Genomic DNA, 20012 nt, shown 5'->3' on the forward strand with positions numbered 1-20012 from the left:
GTGTTGGGGCCGACGATCCCGTCGGCGGTGAGGCCGTGGGCGGACTGGAAGGAGCGGACGGCGGTGTTGGTGCCCGCGCCGAAGGCACCGTCCACCGCCAGGGACGAACCGTGCGCGTTGAGCTGGCTCTGCGCGGCCTGGACCGCGGCGCCCGACGAGCCCTGCTGCACGGTGACGATCAGGGCCTGCCAGGTGTTGGGGCCGACGATCCCGTCGGCGGTGAGGCCGTGGGCGGACTGGAAGGAGCGGACGGCGGTGTTGGTGCCCGCGCCGAAGGCACCGTCCACGGCCAGGGACGAACCGTGCGCGTTGAGCAGGTACTGGACCGTCTTGACCCGCTCGCCGCTCGCGCCCTGCTGGACGGTCGGCCAGCTCGTGGTCGGCGGCGGGTTGTAGCCGCTGCCCTTGGCGAAGTTCTGGAGGTCGGTGAGGGTGCCGTTGAAGGTGTCCTGGTCACCGGGGAAGGTGCCGGAGTCGGCGTACTGCCAGATCGTCTGGGCCGACCAGCCGGCCGGCAGCGTGCCGGGGCCGCTGCTGTAACGGGCCACCCACAGCGGGTTGGTGGCGCCGAAACCGCTGTTGTTGCCGGTGCACGACGTCCACCAGTCGGTGGTGGTGTAGATCGTCGGGTAGCGCCCGGTCCTGGTGCGCACCTCGTTGCTGAAGTCCCGGATCCAGCTCACCATCGCGCTCTGGCTGAGCCCGTAGCAGGTGGCCCCGTACGGGTTGTACTCGATGTCCAGGGCGGGCGGCAGCGTCCTGCCGTCGGCGCTCCAGCCGCCTCCGTGGCCGACGAACCAGTCGGCCTGCGCCGTACCGCTCGAATTGTTCGGCAGCGCGAAGTGGTAGGCGCCGCGGACCAGCCCGGCGTTGTAGGAGCCGCTGTACTGCTGGGAGAAGTTCGGGCTCGTGTACGTGGTGCCTTCGGTGGCCTTGACGTAGGCGAAGGCGGCGCCCTTGCTCTTGACGGACGCCCAGTCGACGTTGCCCTGGTAACCGCTGACGTCGAGACCGGCCGGGCCTGTGCCGACGGCCGCCCGCGCCGCGGCCGACAGCGTTCCCGCGCCCGGGCTCCCGAGCCCCGATCCGGCGTGGTCCTGATCCGGGTGCGTCATACGGGTCGGGGTGCCGCGGCCGTCGGCGGCGGCGGTCGACGCGGAGGCGGTGCCGGGCAGGACCAGCAGGGTCACGGCGGCGGCCAGCAGCCCGGCCGCGCACGCCGTCTTCCGGCCCGAGCCCGTACCGCGGGTGGCTGGCCTGAACCGCGAGGGGGTGGTTGCGGACATGATGCTCCCAGGGGTGTGTGGAGGGGGACACGCTCTGACGCGCTGAGCCGGGGTGTAGCGGTGCGGTCGTCGGCGGTGGGAGTCGGGGTGCGGGTGCCGGGACTGTGAGCGGCCGGTGAGCCCGGTCCGGGCGGCGTCACCAGAGCACGGACAGCACATCAACTCCTCTGCGCGCAGGCTGTGTCGACGCGCGTCAACCTAAGGGACGGATTGACATGGCCGCAACACGTTCCTGCTCTCGGGGCCCGTGCGGGGGACCGCGTAGGCGCTCGGCCAGCGGGGGCCGGCGAGCGGCGCGCGCCGCGTCGGCGACCATGGATCCGTGGACGAGTTCGAGCGGGCGTATGCGGCGGCGGTGGCCTCCGGCGCGGGGGCGACGGCGGAGGAAGCCGCCGTGGACGCGGCGGCGTCGGTGCTGGCCGCCGCGGGTGAGCGGTGGGAGGGCGCGGCCAGGAAGCTGGCCGGGCGGGTGGTGCGGGAGTGCGGGGCGCGCGGGTGGGAGCTTCGGGACCTCGTACGGATGGCCGGGCGGGAACTCGACGCGCGGCACGAGCGGTTGGCGCGGGCCGCGGGGGACGGCGAGGAACCCTTCCTCGCGGAGTTCGCCCGCATCGAGCGGCTCGACCGCTTCAGTACGGCGACGGCCCTCGTGGAACTGCTCTGCCTGTACGGGCGGCTGCCCCGCATCACCCCCCTGACGCCTGGCCCCGCGTCGGCGCCCCCGGCCACCGGCCCGCACTCCAAGATGCTCGCCCGCATCCGGGCGCTGCTGGCGAAGGCCGAGTCCACCGGCTTCCCCGAGGAGGCCGAGGCGCTGTCGGCGAAGGCCCAGCACCTGATGGCCAGGCACAGCATCGACGAGGCGCTGGTCGCGGCCACGGGAGCGCCCGGGGCGCCGGGCCGGGGCCCCGGCGCGTGCCGGATCGGGGTGGACCGCCCGTACGAGGGCGCGAAGGCCCTGCTGCTGGACGCCGTCGCGGCGGCGAACCGCTGCCAGGCGGTGTGGGCGGCCGATTTCGGCTTCTCGACGGTGGTCGGTTTCGCGACCGACCTGGAGGCCGTCGAACTCCTCTACACCTCGCTGCTCGTCCAGGCCGACCACGCTCTGCGCGGCGGCACCTCGCGCTCGCGCGACTTCCGCGAGTCCTTCCTGATCGGTTACGCGGGCCGCGTCCGCGAACGCCTGGCCGCCGCCACCCGGGAGGCCCAGGCCGAGACCGCCACCCCGCCCGCCGACCTGCTGCCCGTCCTCGCCGCCCGCGAGGTCGACGTACGCGACGCGACCCGCCGCATGTTCCCGTCCACCACCACCTCGCGGCTCAAGGGCCGCGACGCCGAGGGCTGGCGCCACGGCGAGGCGGCGGCCGACCGCGCCCGCTTCTGAACCCCGGCCCCACCGCTCGTCCGAGGAGAGCCCGCGCCCGGCCCCCACGGTCGCGCCCCCGTGGACGCCCTCTCACCGCCGGTGACCGCGTCCGCTCGCCGTCCGCTCACTGATCGGCGGTGTTCAGCCGACCGTGCCCGTCGCCGCGCGCGGCCCCGCTCGCTGATCGGCGGTGTTCAGCCGGCCGGGCCTGTCGTCGCGCGCGGCCCCACCGCCGGTTCGAGGAGCGACAACGTCCGCCGTCGCGCGTCGAGGCCGACGCGAATGCCGACCGGCATCGGCAGATTCGGACCGGCGTGCCCGAACTCGACGTTGCCCAGGACCGGGATGTCACGGTCGCCGAGGACGTCGAGGACCAGCTCGGGCAGGGTCGGGGACGCGCCGGGCTCAAGTCCGCCGATCCCGCCCGGAACGCCCACGACCATGCCGGAGATCCGGTCGAGGACGCCGGAGTGCCGCAGCACTTGCAGATAGCTCCACACGTGCGAGGCCAGGCCGCCCGTCTCCTCCCAGAACAGCACCGCGCCGTCGAACCGTTCGAGCGGCAGCGCGAACCGCGTCGCCTGCGCCAGCACGACGCGGTTGATCACCCCTCCGATCAGACGGCCTTCGGCACGGCCGGGACGCCAGCACTCCCACGACGGGCTCGCGGGCAGCGCGCCGATCGCCTCGGTACAGGTCAGCAGCCTGGAGTAGAGCTTCTCGAGTTCCGCCTGGCGCGCACCGGGCGCGGACCGCCAGTGCCCGCCGAAGCCGGGGACGGCCATGTCGGCGTGGAACCCGACCAGGCCCGTGCGTGCGTGGAGCACCAGATGCAGCAGCGAGATGTCGCTGTAGCCGAGGATCGGCTTGGGGTCGGCCCTGATCGCCTCGACGTCGATCAGGTCGAGGTAGCCGAGCGCCGTCTGGCCGCCGTCACTCGCGACGATCGCGCGCACCTCGGGATCACGCAGAAGGCCGTTGAGCTCTGCGGCGATCTCCGCCGGTGCGGCCGCGCTCCACCAATGGCTTCGGCCCGCTTCGAGCAGCGGAGCCCGGCGCACGCGGAATCCCATCCGTTCGAGCACCGCCACCGTCCGCTCGACATGGGGCTCGTGCGCGGCGGACAGCGGACCGGACAGCGCCGCGAGGACCACGAGATCCCCGGGCCCCAGTGCGCGCGGTCGCAGCGGGTGAGGCGGTGCGGAACCGGTCATGGCGTCAGTCTCGCCGCTGCCCCTGGAGGCGGTCACGCGATTTACGCCGGTCGTCCGCCCCGGCGCGGGCACTGCTCGCCGCGGTCGACACCGGGCGCCGCTCAGGACGACCGGCCGCCCCGGCGCGGGGCCACCGCGTACGCCACCGCGCCGACCGCCGTCACGCCGAGACCGGCCAGCACCGAGGCCGGGGGGAGGCTCGCGGCCAGCACCGCGCAGCCGGTCAGGCCGACGACGGGAACGGCCGGGTGCGGCCGGCGCTCGTCCGCGCCCAGCCGCAGGGCGCTGGCGTTGGCGACGGCGTAGTAGACGAGGACGCCGAAGGACGAGAAGCCGATCGCCCCGGTCAGATCGGTGGTCGCGGTGAGCGCCACGACCAGGGCGCCGACCGCCGCCTCCGCCCTGACCGGGGTCCCGTGGCGCGGATGGACGGCGGCGAGCGCGTACGGGAAGTGCCGGTCGCGTGCCATCGCCAGGGTGGTACGGGAGACGCCGAGGATCAGCGCCAGCAGGGAGCCGAGGGCGGCCACGGCCGCGCCGACGCGGACCACCGGGGCCAGACCCGGCACCCCGGCCGTACGGACGGCGTCGGTGAGGGGCGCGGCCGAGCGGGCCAGGGCGTCGGGCCCGAGAACGGTCAGCAGGGCGACGGCGACGGCCGCGTAGACCACGAGGGTCACGCCGAGCGCCAGCGGGATCGCGCGGGGGACGGTCCGCGCCGGGTCTTTCACCTCCTCGCCGAGCGTGGCAATCCTGGCGTACCCCGCGAAGGCGAAGAAGAGCAGACCGGCGGCCTGGAGCACGCCGTGCGGGCCGGAGGCGGCACCGTCCCACGCCAGCCGTCCCGTGTCGGCCCGCGTACTGGTCAGGCACGCGGTGACCGCCGCCGCGAGGACCGCGAGGGTCACCGCCACGATCAGCCGGGTCAGCCAGGCGGCCTTCCGTACGCCCAGGCAGTTCACGGCCGTCAGGGCCACCACGGCCGCGACCGCCACCGCGCGGCGGTGCTCGGGCCACGCGTACGCCCCCACCGTCAGCGCCATCGCCGCGCACGAGGCCGTCTTGCCCGCCACGAAGCTCCACCCGGCCAGATAGCCCCAGAGGGGGCCGAGCCGCTCCGTGCCGTACACATACGTCCCACCGGAGCGCGGGTGGCGGGCCGCCAGGCGCGCCGAGGACGTCGCGTTGCAGTACGCCACGACGGCAGCGACCGCCAGGGCCGCGAGGAGCGCGGTGCCCGCGGCGCGGGCCGCGGGAGCGAACGCCGCGAAGACCCCGGCGCCGATCATCGCCCCGAGGCCGATCACCACGGCGTCCCCCACACCGAGGCGCCGCCTCAACTCTCCCGCCGCCGCACCCGTCACGCCCGCATGCTCCCAGCCCCCTGGCGCCCCCCGCGATCCCCGCCGACCACATTTCCGCCCCCGGCCACGCCGTGTTCACCTCCGGCGGCCGCGGCGGCGGGAGCCGCGAGGACCCGCGCCGGTCAGTGGCGAGCGGCGGGCCCGGCCGGTGCAACTGGCGGGAGGTCGGGGGGCGTCCTGGGGGGAGAGGGCGGGTGGGAACACCGGGGGGTGGCATGGGCCGACGGGTGCCGGACGGGGTGGCGGACTGGCTGCGGGGGAGGGACCCGGCGCCGGGCGGGTCGAGGACGACGGGGCCGAAACCGTGGCTGCGGGCCGACGTACCGGGAACGTGTCCCGTACCGGACAGAGAGCGGGCCTGGACCGAGCGGTGGCTGCGGTGGTGCGCCGAGGAGTTCGGGCCCGCGACCGCGCACCGCGAGATCGCGCTGCCGGGCTTCGTCCCCGCGGACTTCAGCGGCACGCGGGAGCGGGTCGAGCCGCTGGTGCGGCGGATCGGCGCGGTGATGGGCGCGGATGTCTCCGGCGTCCGTGTGCTGCTGGTGGACTCCCCGGAGCGGGTCCCGGGCAAGAGGCACCGGGTCGGTGAGTACCGCAAGGTACTCGGCCGGGCGGTGATCGAACTGGACCGCGGTGTGGCCGCGCGGCCCGACGCGTTCGCGGGGCTCGTCGCCCACGAGCTGGCGCACGCCCGGCTGGTCGGCGAGCGGCGGGTGGCCGGGCTGGGCATCTCCCGCGCGGAGGAGGAGCGCCTCACCGACCTGGTGACCGTCCACCTCGGCATGGGCGTCCTGACGGCCAACGCCGCGGACGACTACGTGAAGGCGGCCGGGTACTCGGTGGTGCCGGTCGGCGATCTCACCGACCGGATGCTCACCGGCCGCGGGGACGAGCCCTGGTACCGGATGGGGTACCTGAGCCCGGCGGAGTACGGCTACGCCCTCGCCTGCTGGAGCACGGCGCGCGGCGAGACCGACCCGCCCTGGGCCCGGCGGCTGAGGGCGAGCGTGCGGGACGCCTTCGTACGGGGCCTGGCGTACCGGGCCGCGCGCTGAAGGCGCGTCCTGGGAGGGCACCCGCCGTGGGGGAGGGTGCCCTCGGACGGCCCTGGGTGTAGGGACCCGGAGGGTTGTCGACGCGGTGGCGGGGGGCTGGTGGTCAAGACACCTAGACCGTCAGGGGGTCGAGGACCATGGGGCGGACCCGGCCCTCGATCATGGCGCCGAGGCCCTGGACGGCGACGGTGTCGGGGCGGGGGGCGATGTGGACGGGCATGCCGGTGGCCTGGCCGAGCATGAGGTCGAGGCCGGGCATGAGGGCGCTGCCGCCCGCCAGCATGATGCCCCGGTCGGCGAGGTCGGCGACCAGGTCGGGCGGGCAGGCGCGCAGCACGGTGGTGATGGCGTCGAGCACGGAGGTGAGCGGGGTGCGCATCGCGTGGCGCACGCCCTCGGTCTCGACGAGGACGGAGCGGGCGAGGCCGCTGACGACGTCGCGGCCGTGGACCTCGGTGGTGACCGTCCCGCCGGTGCCGGGGGAGCCGAGCATCTGGTGCAGCGGCCGTACCGACTGGCTGGGCAGCATCAACTCGTGGTGGTTGCGCAGGTGCTGCACGACCGCGCGGTCGATGGCGTCACCGCCGACCGGCACCGTCTCCGCGGCCACGATGGACCCCAGCGACAGGACGGCGACCTGCGTCGTACCGGCGCCGCACACCACGATCATCGTGGCCTCGGGGTGCTCGACGGGCAGCCCGCAGCCGACCGCCGCGGCGATCAGCGTGTCCACCAGCTCGACCTTGCGCGCGCCGAGCCCGTACAGCGTCTCGATGGCCGCGCGCCGCGCGATCGGCTCGCTGCCGTGCGGCATGCACACCGCGGCGCGCAGCACCGGCATGCGCCGCCACCGCTTGCCGAGCTTGTCGCCGAGCACGTGCTTGAGCATGCGCCGCGCCATCTCGATGTCGACGACCGCGCCGCCCGCGACCGGCCTGGCCACCCGGATGTGCCCGGGGGTGCGCCCGGCCATCTGCTCGGCGCGCTCGCCGACCGCGATCAGCGCGCCGGTGCGTACGTCGACCGCGGCCACGCTCGGCTCGTCGGCGACGACGCCGACGTTGCGGACGTAGACGCGGGTACGGGCGGCGCCGATGTCGACGGCGACCGTGCAGCGGCGGAGCTGTTCCAGTGTGGGGCTCGTGTACGTCACAGCCGGCCCCCGGCGCCCGGGGCGGAGGTGCCGTGCCGCCCGCCGTGCGAGCCGCCGTGCGACCCGTGACCGTGCCCGGCCGGTTCGTACGTGGCCAGCGCCCAGATGATGAAGACGTCGATGGCGATCATGACCACGGCCCAGACCGGCTGGTACGGCAGGAACATGAAGTTCGCCACCAGGTTGAGCCCGGCGATCAGGATGCCGCCCCAGCGCGCCCAGGCGGAACCGGCCAGCAGGCCGAAGCCGACGAGGACGGCGACCACGCCGAGCGCCAGGTGGATCCAGCCCCAGGACGTGACGTCGAACTTGTAGACGTAGTCCCGCGTGGAGACGTACACCGAGTTCTTCCTGATGCCGACGATCCCCTCCAGGATCGCCAGCGCGCCGCCGAACACCAGCATCATCCCGGCGAAGACGGTGCCACCTGCGGCCCAGGCGGACTCGCGGGGCGTGGGCGGCGGGGGTGTGTACCCCGGCGGGGGCGGCGGGGTGGGCGTCTCCTGGCTCATACGGGCTCCCGAGAGTGCGTCAGCGTCCACGGCGGGGCCGAATCCGGCTATGACCCGCCTTAATGACAAAAGGATCTGACGCCCTGTCGGAAACGGCGACCGGTGATACGCCGAACGGGGGCGGGGCCGCGCCGAGCGGGTGACGCCATACGGCCGACCGGGGCGGTGCCGCAGCGCCCGTCGCGGGCCCGGCGCCCCTGACGGGGCGCACCCCGTGCGGCGGGCGCTACCCGGCGGAGCCGTCCGTGTCCTCCAGACGGAACCCCACCTTCAGCCCCACCTGGTAGTGCTCGACCTCGCCGTCCACGATGTGCCCGCGGACCTCGGTGATCTGGAACCAGTCGAGACCGCGCAGCGTTTGCGCGGCCCGCTTGACGCCGTTCCTGACGGCGGCGTCCACGCCTTCGTGCGAGGTGCCGACGATCTCGGTGACCCGATAGGTGTGCTCGGCCATGACGGACCTTTCCTTCGGAGGTCCCTCCACCGTGCCGCAGACGGGCGCGGCCCGCATCACCGCGGGACGCATCCGTTCCGTTCCGTCCCGGACGGCTCCGCCGGGGCATCCCCTTCACCCCGAATCGGGCATATTATCCTCAAGTGGACGATGTGCGGACTGTGACCCCTTGGCCCACCGCCATGATGCGCTGGGTCCCGGCCGCCATGATCGTCGGCGGACTGGTCTTCGACCTCGTCACGCCCAATCCCTACACCGGCGACACGATGCTGGCCGGAGCCTGTGTACTGGCCGGCGCGATCCAGTCCGCCCGCATCGCGGTCCTCACCTGTCTGGCGTCGCTGGTGGGCGTCTTCGTGCTCACCGTCCACGGCGGCATCATCCGCGAGGGCGTCGGCGTGGCCGAGATCCTGAACGTGGTGCTCTCCGCCGTCATCGGCCTCGCCGTCAACCGGGCGCTGACCCGTTCGGGGCGGCGGCTCGCCACCGTGCGGGACGTCGCCGAGTCGGCCCAGCGCGCCCTGCTGCCCGACCCGCCGCCCCGGATCGGCCCGCTGGCCATAGCCGCCCGGTACGAGGCCGCCCAGAGCGGGGCGCGGATCGGCGGTGATGTCTACGCGGCCGAGCAGACCCGCTACGGCGTACGGCTGCTGATCGGGGACGTGCGCGGCAAGGGGATGGGCGCGGTCGCCAGCGTCGCGGTGCTGCTCGGCGCCTTCCGCGAGGCGGCCGACGAGGAACCCGACCTGCCGGGCCTCGCGCGGCGCCTGGACCGGGCGCTGGACCGGGACCGGGAGCGGCGCGGCGGCGGCAGCGGCGAGGAGTACCTGGAGGGCTTCACCACCGGGCTGCTGGCCGAATTCGTCCACCGCCCCGAGGACCCCGAGGAGGTGTGCGACACCCTGCGGCTGCTCAACCGCGGCCACCCGCCGCCGTACCTGCTCGACGGCGGCACCGTACGTACCCTCGAAGCCGCCGCCCCCGACGTGCCGTTCGGCATGAGCGACCTCGGCGGTGTGCGCACGGTGCCCGAAGAGCTGGCCTTCCCGCCGGGCGCCACACTGCTGCTGGTCACCGACGGCGTGACCGAGACCCGCGACCGCGAAGGCGTCTTCTACGACCCCGAGATCCGGCTCTCCGGCCTCGGCCCGGTGACCGGCCCGCAGCACGCCATCGACGTCCTGCTGCGGGACCTGGTCACCTGGACCGGCGGCGCGCCCGTCGCCGACGACCGCGCGGTGCTGGCGGTGAGCCTCAGCCAGCCGTGAGACCCCCGGACAGCTAGTGGTGGAAGGCGGTCGCCACGTTCTCCGGGCGGTTCAGCGGGTGCGGCTGGCGGCGCAGCTCCGGCAGCAGGCGGCCCAGGTCCTCCATCAGCAGGTCCGCCAGGTCCTCGGAGAAGCCGTTGCGGCAGACGATGCGCAGCACCGCGAGATCGGTGCGGTCGGCCGGATAGGTGTACGCCGGGACCAGCCAGCCGCGTTCGCGCAGCCGCCGCGACACGTCGAAGACGTCGTAGTTCTCCACCCCCGGCGCGGTGGTGAAGGCGAAGACCGGCAACTGGTCACCCGCGCTGACCAGCGTGAAGTCCTCCAGTTTCGCGATCCGCGCCGCCAGCGACATCGCCACGTCCCGGCTGGCCTGCTGCACCGCGCGGTAGCCGTCCCAGCCCAGCCGCAGGAAGGAGTAGTACTGCGCCACGACCTGCGCGCCCGGCCGCGAGAAGTTCAGCGCGAAGGTCGGCATGTCACCGCCGAGGTAGTTCACCCGGAAGACCAGCTCCTCCGGCAGCGCCTCGGTGTCCCGCCACAGGGCCCAGCCCACGCCCGGGTACACCAGGCCGTACTTGTGGCCCGAGGTGTTGATCGACGCCACCCGCGGCAGCCGGAAGTCCCACACCAGGTCCTCGTCGAGGAACGGCGCGATCATGGCGCCGGACGCGCCGTCGACATGCACCGGGATGTGCGTACCGGTCCGCTCCTCGTACGCGTCCAGCGCCGCGCAGATCTCCGCGACCGGCTCGTACGACCCGTCGAAGGTCGAGCCCAGCACGGCCACCACACCGATGGTGTTCTCGTCGCACAGGGCGAGCGCCGACTCCGCGTCCAGGTGCAGCCGGTCGCCCTCCATCGGCGCCAGCCGCGCCTCGACCTCCCAGAAGGCGCAGAACTTCTCCCAGCACACCTGCACGTTCGCGCCCATCACCAGATTGGGCCGCGCGGTCGCCGGATAGCCGGGCGTGCGCCGCATCCAGCGGCGCTTGAGCGCCATCCCCGCGAGCATGCACGCCTCGGACGAGCCGGTGGTCGAACAGCCCACCACCGAGCTGGGGTCCGGCGCGTCCCACAGGTCGGCGAGGATCGCCACGCAGCGGCGCTCCAGCTCCGCCGTACGCGGGTACTCGTCCTTGTCGATCATGTTCTTGTCGGCGCACTCCGCCATCAGCACACTGGCCTGCGGCTCCATCCACGTCGTGACGAACGTCGCCAGATTCAGCCGCGAATTGCCGTCCAGCATCAGCTCGTCGTGCACGATCTGGTACGCGGTGTGCGGCGGCATGGGTCCGTCCGCCAGCTTGTGCTTGGGCGGAGCCGTCATCCGGCCGTCGACCGGGTCCGCCTCACCGAAGAACGGGTTGACGGCGATGTTGCGGGCGGAGTCCGTGCCTTTGTGCAGTGACATGTCAGCCTTCCGTGGCGAGCCCGGCAGCGCGTGCGCGGGCGTCTTTCCCGACCCGCCCAGCCTGCACCCGCCCGCCGCCCCGCGCCCGCTCCCGCCCCGGAACTTCCCCCAGGAGACTGGGCCGCGCGTCCGGCTCAGGACTCGGTGAGCACGAGCCACTTCCTGCCGTCGATCAGCTCACGGACGGCGTCCAGGTGACCCGCGTGGCAGGCCGTCTCCACCGTGACGTGCAGGATCGCCTCGCGCAGGTCCCGAATGCCGCCGTCGGGCCCGAAGAGTTCGGTCGGCCACCAGGCCGGGGCGGCGCTCGGCGCCGTCGAGGTGATCACGGCGTCCGCGAGCGCCGTCTCCTGGCGGTAGAGGTCGAGCACGCCCTTGGCCGAAACCTCCGGGCCCACCTTCCAGGCGTCGTCGGGGCCGGTCAGCGCCGCGTCGATCACGGCCTTCTCCCCGGCCACCACCCCGCGGAACCAGAAGCGCTCCACGTCCAGCGCGAGGTGCCGCACCAGCCCCGCGCAGCTCCACCCCGACGGCAGCACCGGCCGGTGCAGCGCCTCCTCGTCCAGCCCCTCCAGAATCCCCAGCACGTGACGCCGCTGGGCGTCCAGGTACGACAGCAGCATCGTGGTCTCGGGGTCCGGGGACGAGGTGTCCTGCATGGCATCCTCCTTGAGGTCGGCGACGCCCAGCATTCCACCGGGGTACGACAAGAGACCCCGGACCGGGCGCCGCCCCTCAGGTGCCCCGGACCCCATGCGCCCCGCGGGGGCGGCTACTCGCGGGCGAGGACCACGGCGGTGCCGTACGCGCAGACCTCGGTGCCGAGGTCCGCGGCGTCGGTGACGTCGAAGCGCATCATGAGGACGGCGTTGGCGCCGCGCGCCTTGGCCTGTTCGACGAGGCGCTCCATGGCCTGGTTACGGGTCTGCACCAGTGTCTTCGTCAGGCCCTTGAGCTCGCCGCCGATCATGGACTTCAGCCCGGCGCCGATCTGACTGCCCAGGTGCCGCGAGCGGACGGTGAGGCCGAAGACCTCACCGATGACCCGCTCGACCCGGAAGCCGGGCACGTCGTTCGTCGTGACGACAATGATCTCGGCGCCCTGCTCCTGGCCGCCGCCGTACTCTTCGATTCCCATATCGGCAGCCTGCCCCGCACCTCCCCGCCTCGCACCCGCGAATACGCCGACGCGGCTATTCCAGGCGGGGAGCCTGGACCGGGGCGGGACAGATGCGCTGGCCCTCGTGGTCGAAGACGTACAGGTGGGCGAGGTCCACCAGCAGGGGCACGCGGTCACCGCGGCGGACGCGGATGTCGGGGCCGGTGCGGACCACGAGGTCGCCGGTCTGGGTCTCGGGCGCGCCCAGGGGGCGGTCCATCACCGTCACCGGAGCGCGGCCGGGCGCGTGGTTCGGCCGCGGCGGGACGCCGCCGTTGGAGCCGCCGTCCCGCGCCGGCACCGACGCCTGGATGCGCCGCGCGGCCTTCTGCGCGAGCTTGCCGAGGCTGGTGCCCGAGCCGTTCGCCGCGCGCCGGGTGCCCGAGCGGGACGGCGCCTGAGCGGGCCGCGGGGCCTCCAGTTCGGGGACGACGGCGGGCCGCGACCCGGTGTTGAGGTGCACCAGGGATTCGTGGCCCTGGTACTCCACGTGTTCGACGATCCCGCTCAGCACGACCTCGCCCGCGTGCGCCTGGCTCGGCTGCGCGATGCGTACGGCCTCCGAGCGCAGCCCGACGATGATGCGGCGCCCCTGCTGGATGCGGAGCATCTGGTGGTCGAGGCTGAGCGGTTCCGGCATGCCGAGCCGCTGGCGGCCGAAGTCGATCCACATGCCGCCGCCGAGCGGCGCCAGGACCGTCGCCTGGAGGAGATTGATCCGGGGCGTGCCGACGAAAGCGGCGACGAACACGTTCTCCGGCAGGTGGTACGCCTCACGCGGCGTGCTGATCTGCTGGAGGACACCGCTGCGCATGATCGCGACGCGGTCGCCCAGCGACATGGCCTCGGCCTGGTCGTGCGTCACGTACACCGTCGTGACGCCCATGCCGTGGGTCAGCCGGGCGATCTCGGCGCGCAGGTGCGCGCGCAGCTTCGCGTCCAGGTTGGACAGCGGCTCGTCCATGAGGAAGACCGAGGGGTGCCGGGAGATCGCCCGGCCCATCGCGACCCGCTGCCGCTCGCCGCCGGAGAGCTGTCCGGGGTAGCGGTCCAGGATCTCCTCGATGCCGAGGATGCGGGCGGTCTCGTCGACCCGGGGCCCGTGCTCCTCACCGGGCATCTCGAAGCGCAGCGGGAAGCCGATGTTCTCCCGGCTGGTCATGCTGGGGTACAGCGCGAAGTTCTGGAACACCATCGCCATCCGGCGGTCGCCGGGTGCGAGGTCGTTGGAGTACTCCCCGTCGAGCAGCAGCTCGCCGGTGGTGATGTCCTCCAGACCCGCGATCATGCGCAGGACCGTGGACTTGCCGCAGCCGGACGGGCCGAGCAGCACCAGGAACTCTCCGGGTGCGATGTCGAGCGAGAACCGGTCCACAGCAGGCGACGGCTGCTTCGGGTAGTACTTGGAAACTTCGTGCAGTGCGATGGCGCGAGTCATAACGGGAGCCGCCAGGTGGTCGGACGCGGTGACGGGGCACGTGGGGGGAGAGATGCCAGACTTGCGAAACTTAGGGTGGTGCGTGGATGACGCTGCGGAGAAGGTAGTGCACCAACCGCAGGTTGCGGAACGTTTGTATCAACACTGGATTGATAGTTTTGGTCCGTGACGACCATCGCGCTCGGCCCGAGCTGGCTCGACCCGGACCATCTGATCAACACGTACGGCCTGTGGGGCGTACTGCTGATCGTGTTCGCCGAGTCCGGGCTCCTCATCGGTTTCTTCCTGCCCGGAGACTCACTGCTGTTCACGACCGGTCTGCTGGTGGCGACCGGCACGCTGCACCAGCCGCTCGCGCTGGTGGCCGCGCTGATCGCGGTGGCGGCGGTGCTCGGCGAACAGGCGGGATATCTGTTCGGCCGCAAGGTCGGACCCTCGCTGTTCCGCAGGCCCGACTCACGCTTGTTCAAGATGGAGAATATCGAGAAGGCACATGCCTTTTTCGAGCGCCATGGACCCAAGGCGATCGTGATGGCCTGCTTCGTGCCCATCGTACGAACGTTCACCCCAATCGTCGCAGGCGTCAGCCGAATGAACTACCGCACCTTTGTCACCTTCAACCTCATCGGCGCGACACTGTGGGGTGCGGGTGTCACCGTACTCGGATACTGGCTCGGCCAGATCGAATTCGTGCACAAGAACATCGAAGCGATGCTCGTCCTGGTCGTGCTGCTCTCGGTGGTGCCGATCGGCATCGAATACCTGCGGTCGCGCGGCAAGGCGAAAAAGGAGGCCGTGATTCCGGGTGCGGGCGCCGGTACGGGCCCGGCGGCGGGCGGCCCCGAGCCGGTTCCCGCCGCGCCGCGCACCCCCGGCCGGCACCGCGCGCAAAAGCGCTGACCTGCGGGAACCGACGCCGTAACGGGGGAACGGGGGCGTCGGCGGGATTCCCGTGATTCACAGGATTCACAGAAACGCGGATTGCGGAAAGGAGAGCACGACCGGTGTCCGACGACGGAAAACCTGAGTCGGACGAGGTCCGCTCCGAATTCACACCCCCCACAGGCACCACATTCCCCCCGGTCGTCACGGGCAGCGCATTCGCCCCGCCCGGCGGAACGGCGGGAACAGCGGGAACAGCGGGAACGCCCGGAGCAACAGGAGCACCGGGAACAGCCGGAGCTTCCGGAACAACGGGTACGACGGGCCCGACAAGCCTCACCGGCACCACCGGGAGCATTCCGATGGTCGTCCTGCCGCCCACCGACGCGCGGTGGCAGGACCGGATGCGGGCCATGGTCCGCATCCCCGTCACCGAGCGCCCCGCACCCGAGACCCCCGCGGACCGCCAGGAAACCGCGCACCTGGTCCCCGTACCGCGCGTCCTCGACCTGACCCTGCGCATCGGCGAACTGCTGCTCGCGGGCGGCGAGGGCGCCGAGGACGTCGAGGCGGCGATGCTCGGCGTCAGCTACGCGTACGGACTGGCCCGCGTCGAGCCGAACGTCACCTTCACGCTGCTGGGCATCTCCTTCCAGCCCTCGCTCACCGACCCGCCGCTGACCATGAGCCGCACGGTGCGCCGCCGCGGCACCGACTACACCCGGCTCGCCGCGGTCTTCCAGCTCGTCGAGGAGATCACCGCGCACGAGGCGACGCTGGAGGACGCGTACCGCCGGCTCGCCGAGATCCGCCGCAACCGGCACCCGTACAGCTCCTGGGCGCTCACCGGCGCCGCCGGGCTGCTCGCGGGCGCGGCCAGCGTCCTGGTCGGCGGCGGCCCGGTCATCTTCGCCGCCGCCGCGCTGGCCGCGATGCTCGGCGACCGGCTCGCGTGGCTGCTCGCCGGGCGCGGGCTGCCGGAGTTCTACCAGTTCGCGGCGGCGGCGATGCCCGCCGCCGCGATGGGCGTCCTCATCGACCGGTACGCGCACTGGATCCCCGGCGCCAACGGCGTCCAGGCGTCGGCGGTGATCACCGGCGGGCTCTTCGCGCTGCTGCCGGGCCGCGCGCTGGTCGCCGCCGTCCAGGACGGCCTCACCGGCTTCTACATCACCGCCTCGGCCCGGCTGCTGGAGGTGATGTACCTCGTCGTCGGCATCGTCATCGGCGTCACCGTCATCCTCTACGCGGGCTTCACCACCCTCGGCGCCGACCTCAACCCCGACCAGGCGCTGCGCGCGTACGACCACCCGTGGGTGCAGCTGCTGGCCGCGATGGTGCTGACCCTCGCCTTCGCGGTGCTGCTCCAGTGCGAGCGCGGCGTCCTGCCGCTGGTCACCCTCAACGGCGGCATCGCCTGGACGGTCTACGGCGTCCTGCACCAGCAGGCGGGCGGCAACCAGGTCGCGGCCACCGCCGCCGCGGCCGGACTCGTCGGCCTCTTCGGCCAGTTGATGGCCCGCTACCGGTACGTGTCCGTGCTGCCGTACGTCACCGCCGCCATCGGCCCGCTGCTGCCCGGATCCGCCACGTACTTCGGGCTGCTCGCCCTCACCAACAACCACTCCGACCAGGCGTTCACCCTGCTCACCCGGGCCGCCGCCCTCGCCCTGGCCATCGCCATCGGCGTCAACCTCGGCGGCGAGCTGGCCCGCCTGGTCCTCAAGCCGCCGGGCCCCGCCGCCCCGCGCGGCGCGGCCAAACGCACCCGCGGCTTCTGACCCCGCTCGGGCACGGAAACGCCGGGCGGCCGACACGTCGCTGATGACGTGTCGGCCGCCCGGCGTTCAGGTGCGGCGGGGCTTCAGTGGCCCGGGCCCTGCTCCTTCAGACGGCGGAAGGACTCCTCGATCTCCGTCTCGGCCTCGGTGCGGCCGACCCAGTTGGCGCCCTCGACGGACTTGCCGGGCTCGAGGTCCTTGTAGACCTCGAAGAAGTGCTGGATCTCCAGCCGGTCGAACTCGCTGACGTGGTGAATGTCACGCAGGTGCTCCACGCGCGGGTCCGACGCGGGCACGCACAGCACCTTGTCGTCGCCGCCGGCCTCGTCCGTCATGCGGAACATGCCGATCGCCCGGCACGTGATGAGGCAGCCGGGGAAGGTCGGCTCGTCCAGGATGACCAGCGCGTCCAGCGGGTCGCCGTCCTGGCCGAGGGTGTTCTCGATGAAGCCGTAGTCGGCCGGGTAACTGGTCGAGGTGAAGAGCCTGCGGTCCAGGCGGATACGACCGGTCTCGTGGTCCACCTCGTACTTGTTCCGCGAACCCTTCGGGATCTCGATCGTGACGTCGAACTCCAAGGCCCTACTCCTCCATGATCAGCGCATACTGCGGGTGATTAAGTGTCTCCCACGCATGTGGGTGGTCGCGAAAGGGGCTGGTCGGGGGTGCCGCACGGCAAGACGTGGCAGGTCGTGGCGGGGTCGGCCGCGATAGGTCTGGCGGTGGCGGCCGGGGCGGTGGCCGCGGCAGGCCCGTGGGACGCAGGCCAGCGTACGGCCGAGCGCGAGCACGCGGCCGGCCGGGACCACGTCGTGGCCTCGGGACCGCGCACCGCCGTGCCCACGCCCCGGATCACCCCGCCCGCGCCGTCCGCCGCCCCCGTACTGGCCCCGGTGCCCGCCGCCGCGCCCGGTACGGGCAAGGGCTCGTCCGCCGGTACGCCGCCGGACCCGGCCGCCCTCAAGGCCCTCCTCGACCCGCTGATGGACGCCGACGGGCTCGGCACCGTACGCACCGGGACCGTCGTCGACGTGGCCACCGGGACCGTCGTGTACGACCACCGGGCCGGTACGCCGTCCACCCCCGCCTCCACCACCAAGCTCGCCACCGCGACGGCCGCGCTCGGCACGCTCGGGCCCGGCCGCCGCCTCACCACGACCGTGGTGGTCGCCGCGGCCGGCCGGGTCGTCCTGGTCGGCGGCGGCGACCCGACCCTCGAACTCGGCGGGCTCGCCGACGACACCGCCGCCGCGCTCAAGGCGCGCGGCACCACGTCCGTACGGCTCGGCTACGACACGTCCCTGTTCAGCGGCACCGCGCTCCACCCCATCGGGCCCAACGAGAACCTCGCGCCGGTCACCGCGCTCATGGTCCGCGAGGGGCGGCTCGACCACAGTTCGAGCGGGCCCGCGCAACGCGCCGACGATCCGGCCGAGTCGGCCGCCGACGCCTTCGCGGACCTGCTGCGGGAGCGGGGGATCAGGGTCAAAGGCGAGGCGGCGCCCGCCAGCGGGCACGGGGGTACGCGGCTGGCGGCCCATCAGTCCGCGCCGCTGTCGGAGCTGGTGGAGCGGATGCTGACCGACAGCGACAACGACGTGGCCGAGGCGCTGGCCCGGCATGTGGCCCGCGCGCTCGGGCGGCCCGCCAGTTTCGCCGGGGCGGCGAGCGCCATTCCCGACGCCCTGCGGCGGCTCGGGGTGCCGCTCGCCGGCGCCGCCTTCCACGACGGGAGCGGACTCGACGGGGACGACGCGCTGTCGGCCACCACGCTGGCCCGGATTCTCGCGCTCGCGGCGAGTCCCGCGTATCCCGAGATGCGGTCGGTCCTGACCGGGCTGCCGGTCGCCGGTTTCACCGGCACGCTCGCCGACCGCTTCCGGGGCGGTGGGGGCGCCGGGGTGGTCCACGCCAAGACCGGGACGCTCACCGGGACCAACACGATCGCCGGCACCGCCGTGTCCCCCGCGGGGCGCCTCCTCGCCTTCGCGTTCCTCACCCACGGCACGGATTCGCCTGGCGGCGCGCAGAAAGCCCTCGACCACCTGGCCGCCGCCCTCACCACCCACCCCTAGCCCGCGTCCCCGATGTCCTCAATCGCCGGACGGGCTCGAAGAAACGGGGTTGGGGCACTGGCGGGAGTCCTCAATCGCCGGACGGGCTTGATGAAGCGGGCGCGGGCCACGGGCTGGTGTCCTCAATCGCCGGACGGGCTGAAACATTGCTTCTGGCGCGCCCGCCAGGCGCTGGCTTTGGCCTTGAACGCCCCGTGCCGGGTGGGGTGCCCCCCCGGCAGGGGGAAGGGCGGGTGGGTGGGGGGAACAGCCCCGCCGGCGTTTGAGGCGGCGTTAGCCGGAGGGGCTGAAGCCGTATTTCGGGGGGCGGCCGGAGGGGGAACCTGTTGGTGGGGGAGCCCAAAGGGGGAGCGGCAACGTACCGTGAAGGCATGACGAGCATCGGTGGAAGCGAGATGGTCGACTGGAACCTCGCCGTGGCGACCGCGCAGCGGTTGACGCGGCCGGGGCCTGAGGTGAGCCGGGACGAGGCTCGGGCCATCGTGGCGGAGCTGCGGGCGCACGCGCAGGAGTCGGAGGCGCACGTCAGGGAGTTCACCCGGATGTACGGGGACGCGGAGGTGCCACCGCACGGCACCCCGGTGCTCATCGTGGACCGGGCGGGCTGGGTGAAGGCCAACGTGGCCGGGTTCCGGGAGGTGATGAAGCCCCTGCTCGGAAAGATGCAGGCGCGCCGCCCCGGCGGCCCCGGCGGAGTCGTGCTCGGCACGGTCGGCGGCAAGGTGACCGGCGTCGAGGTCGGCATGCTGCTGAGCTTCCTGTCCTCGCGGGTGCTCGGCCAGTACGAGACCTTCGCGCCGCCGAGCCGCGACATGCCCGCGGGACCGGTCAAGCCGGGCCCCGGCGAGTCCCGCGCCGGACGGCTGCTGCTGGTCGCGCCGAACATCGTGCACGTCGAGCGCGAGCTGGACGTCGACCCGCACGACTTCCGCCTGTGGGTGTGCCTGCACGAGGAGACGCACCGCACCCAGTTCTCCGCGGTGCCGTGGCTGCGCGACCACATCGAGGGCGAGATCCAGGCGTTCCTCGGCGAGACCGAACTGGACGCCTCGACGGTGATCGAGCGGGTCAGGGAGGCCGTGCAGTCCTTCACCGGCTCCGGCGGCGGCAAGGAAGAAGACGCCGACAAGGACCGCGACGAGGACCGCAGCCTGGTCGACCTGGTGCAGACCCCCTCCCAGCGGGAGATCCTGGCCCGGCTGACCGCCGTGATGTCGCTGCTCGAAGGCCACGCGGACTTCGTGATGGACGGCGTGGGGCCCGAGGTCGTGGCGACCGTCGCCGAGATCCGGGAGAAGTTCAGCCAGCGCAGGGCCAGCGGCGCGGGCCGCCTGGACCAGGCGCTGCGCAAGCTCCTCGGCCTGGACGCCAAGCTCCGCCAGTACCGCGACGGCGAGCGCTTCGTCCGGGCGGTCGTCGACGAGGTCGGCATGGACGGCTTCAACCGGGTGTGGACCTCGCCCAACACGCTGCCCACCAAGGCGGAGATCGCCAAACCCGCCGAGTGGGTCGCGCGGGTGCACAGCCGTAGCGAATCGTGAGGGCGTAACCGCTCATGAAGGCCGTGTCCGCCCTCGGGTTCACCCGTCCG

At 73.1% G+C, this 20012-nt stretch carries 18 protein-coding genes; 7 read left to right on the forward strand and 11 right to left on the reverse strand.

Annotated features, from left to right (window positions below):
- A partial coding sequence (locus ACIQCJ_RS03915) for a GH25 family lysozyme (protein WP_402710623.1) occupies window positions 1–1286 on the reverse strand: 1286 nt, incomplete at its 3' end.
- Window positions 1287–1608: 322 nt separating this feature from the next.
- On the opposite strand from ACIQCJ_RS03915, the gene ACIQCJ_RS03920 reads away from it, so the two are divergent.
- A complete protein-coding gene (locus tag ACIQCJ_RS03920; protein ID WP_402710624.1) occupies window positions 1609–2670 on the forward strand; it encodes a DUF2786 domain-containing protein in 1062 nt (353 codons plus the stop codon).
- Window positions 2671–2846: 176 nt separating this feature from the next.
- Here the strand turns inward: ACIQCJ_RS03920 and ACIQCJ_RS03925 are convergent, their stop codons facing one another.
- A complete protein-coding gene (locus tag ACIQCJ_RS03925) occupies window positions 2847–3866 on the reverse strand; it encodes an LD-carboxypeptidase (RefSeq protein WP_402710625.1) in 1020 nt (339 codons plus the stop codon).
- Between the two features lie 101 nt (window positions 3867–3967).
- On the reverse strand, window positions 3968–5230 hold the full coding sequence (locus tag ACIQCJ_RS03930) for an APC family permease (protein ID WP_402710626.1): 1263 nt from the start codon (window positions 5228–5230) through the stop codon (window positions 3968–3970).
- A 215-nt stretch (window positions 5231–5445) separates the two neighbouring features.
- On the opposite strand from ACIQCJ_RS03930, the gene ACIQCJ_RS03935 reads away from it, so the two are divergent.
- A complete protein-coding gene (locus ACIQCJ_RS03935) occupies window positions 5446–6285 on the forward strand; it encodes a hypothetical protein (protein ID WP_402710627.1) in 840 nt (279 codons plus the stop codon).
- A gap of 112 nt (window positions 6286–6397) precedes the next feature.
- Here ACIQCJ_RS03935 and ACIQCJ_RS03940 read toward each other — a convergent pair whose 3' ends face one another.
- From ACIQCJ_RS03940 to ACIQCJ_RS03950, 3 genes are all read right to left on the reverse strand, one after another.
- Entirely contained in the window at window positions 6398–7438 is a 1041-nt protein-coding gene (locus ACIQCJ_RS03940) for a rod shape-determining protein (RefSeq protein ID WP_355336408.1), read from the reverse strand.
- Window positions 7435–7950 (reverse strand): hypothetical protein, encoded by a 516-nt coding sequence (locus tag ACIQCJ_RS03945; protein WP_355336409.1) that lies wholly within the window; start codon window positions 7948–7950, stop codon window positions 7435–7437. Before ACIQCJ_RS03945 ends, ACIQCJ_RS03940 begins: the two co-directional genes overlap by 4 nt.
- Window positions 7951–8176: 226 nt before the next feature.
- Complete coding sequence (locus ACIQCJ_RS03950) at window positions 8177–8404, reverse strand: dodecin (RefSeq protein WP_355336410.1); 228 nt, start codon at window positions 8402–8404, stop codon at window positions 8177–8179.
- Between the two features lie 161 nt (window positions 8405–8565).
- On the opposite strand from ACIQCJ_RS03950, the gene ACIQCJ_RS03955 reads away from it, so the two are divergent.
- Window positions 8566–9672, forward strand: coding sequence for a SpoIIE family protein phosphatase (locus ACIQCJ_RS03955; protein ID WP_391162508.1), 1107 nt, complete (start codon window positions 8566–8568; stop codon window positions 9670–9672).
- A 13-nt stretch (window positions 9673–9685) separates the two neighbouring features.
- Here ACIQCJ_RS03955 and ACIQCJ_RS03960 read toward each other — a convergent pair whose 3' ends face one another.
- The 4 genes from ACIQCJ_RS03960 to ACIQCJ_RS03975 form a co-directional block, all read right to left on the reverse strand.
- Complete coding sequence (locus ACIQCJ_RS03960) at window positions 9686–11086, reverse strand: glutamate decarboxylase (RefSeq protein ID WP_402710628.1); 1401 nt, start codon at window positions 11084–11086, stop codon at window positions 9686–9688.
- Between the two features lie 134 nt (window positions 11087–11220).
- Complete coding sequence (locus ACIQCJ_RS03965; RefSeq protein ID WP_391043018.1) at window positions 11221–11745, reverse strand: DUF664 domain-containing protein; 525 nt, start codon at window positions 11743–11745, stop codon at window positions 11221–11223.
- Between the two features lie 113 nt (window positions 11746–11858).
- Window positions 11859–12224: a YbjQ family protein gene (locus ACIQCJ_RS03970; protein WP_355336414.1), complete on the reverse strand. Its 366-nt coding sequence runs from the start codon at window positions 12222–12224 to the stop codon at window positions 11859–11861.
- A gap of 55 nt (window positions 12225–12279) precedes the next feature.
- Entirely contained in the window at window positions 12280–13683 is a 1404-nt protein-coding gene (locus tag ACIQCJ_RS03975) for an ABC transporter ATP-binding protein (protein ID WP_401856164.1), read from the reverse strand.
- Between the two features lie 165 nt (window positions 13684–13848).
- On the opposite strand from ACIQCJ_RS03975, the gene ACIQCJ_RS03980 reads away from it, so the two are divergent.
- Both ACIQCJ_RS03980 and ACIQCJ_RS03985 read left to right on the forward strand, forming a co-directional pair.
- Window positions 13849–14583 carry a DedA family protein gene (locus ACIQCJ_RS03980; protein WP_402710629.1) on the forward strand — a complete coding sequence of 245 codons (735 nt, stop codon included), beginning with the start codon at window positions 13849–13851 and terminating at the stop codon, window positions 14581–14583.
- A 344-nt stretch (window positions 14584–14927) separates the two neighbouring features.
- Window positions 14928–16346, forward strand: a complete 1419-nt coding sequence (locus ACIQCJ_RS03985) for a threonine/serine exporter family protein (protein ID WP_391043026.1) — start codon at window positions 14928–14930, stop codon at window positions 16344–16346.
- Between the two features lie 83 nt (window positions 16347–16429).
- On the opposite strand, the gene ACIQCJ_RS03990 is transcribed toward ACIQCJ_RS03985, so the two are convergent.
- Window positions 16430–16924, reverse strand: a complete 495-nt coding sequence (locus tag ACIQCJ_RS03990) for an inorganic diphosphatase (RefSeq protein WP_188283474.1) — start codon at window positions 16922–16924, stop codon at window positions 16430–16432.
- 87 nt (window positions 16925–17011) lie between these two features.
- On the opposite strand from ACIQCJ_RS03990, the gene dacB reads away from it, so the two are divergent.
- Window positions 17012–18421, forward strand: a complete 1410-nt coding sequence (gene dacB / locus ACIQCJ_RS03995; RefSeq protein ID WP_402710630.1) for a D-alanyl-D-alanine carboxypeptidase/D-alanyl-D-alanine-endopeptidase — start codon at window positions 17012–17014, stop codon at window positions 18419–18421.
- Window positions 18422–18792: 371 nt separating this feature from the next.
- Window positions 18793–19962: a zinc-dependent metalloprotease gene (locus ACIQCJ_RS04000; protein WP_355337274.1), complete on the forward strand. Its 1170-nt coding sequence runs from the start codon at window positions 18793–18795 to the stop codon at window positions 19960–19962.
- Window positions 19963–20012: the final 50 nt, after the last annotated feature.

It is taken from the genome of Streptomyces sp. NPDC093221 (genome assembly GCF_044753885.1).
Classification (GTDB): domain Bacteria; phylum Actinomycetota; class Actinomycetes; order Streptomycetales; family Streptomycetaceae; genus Actinacidiphila.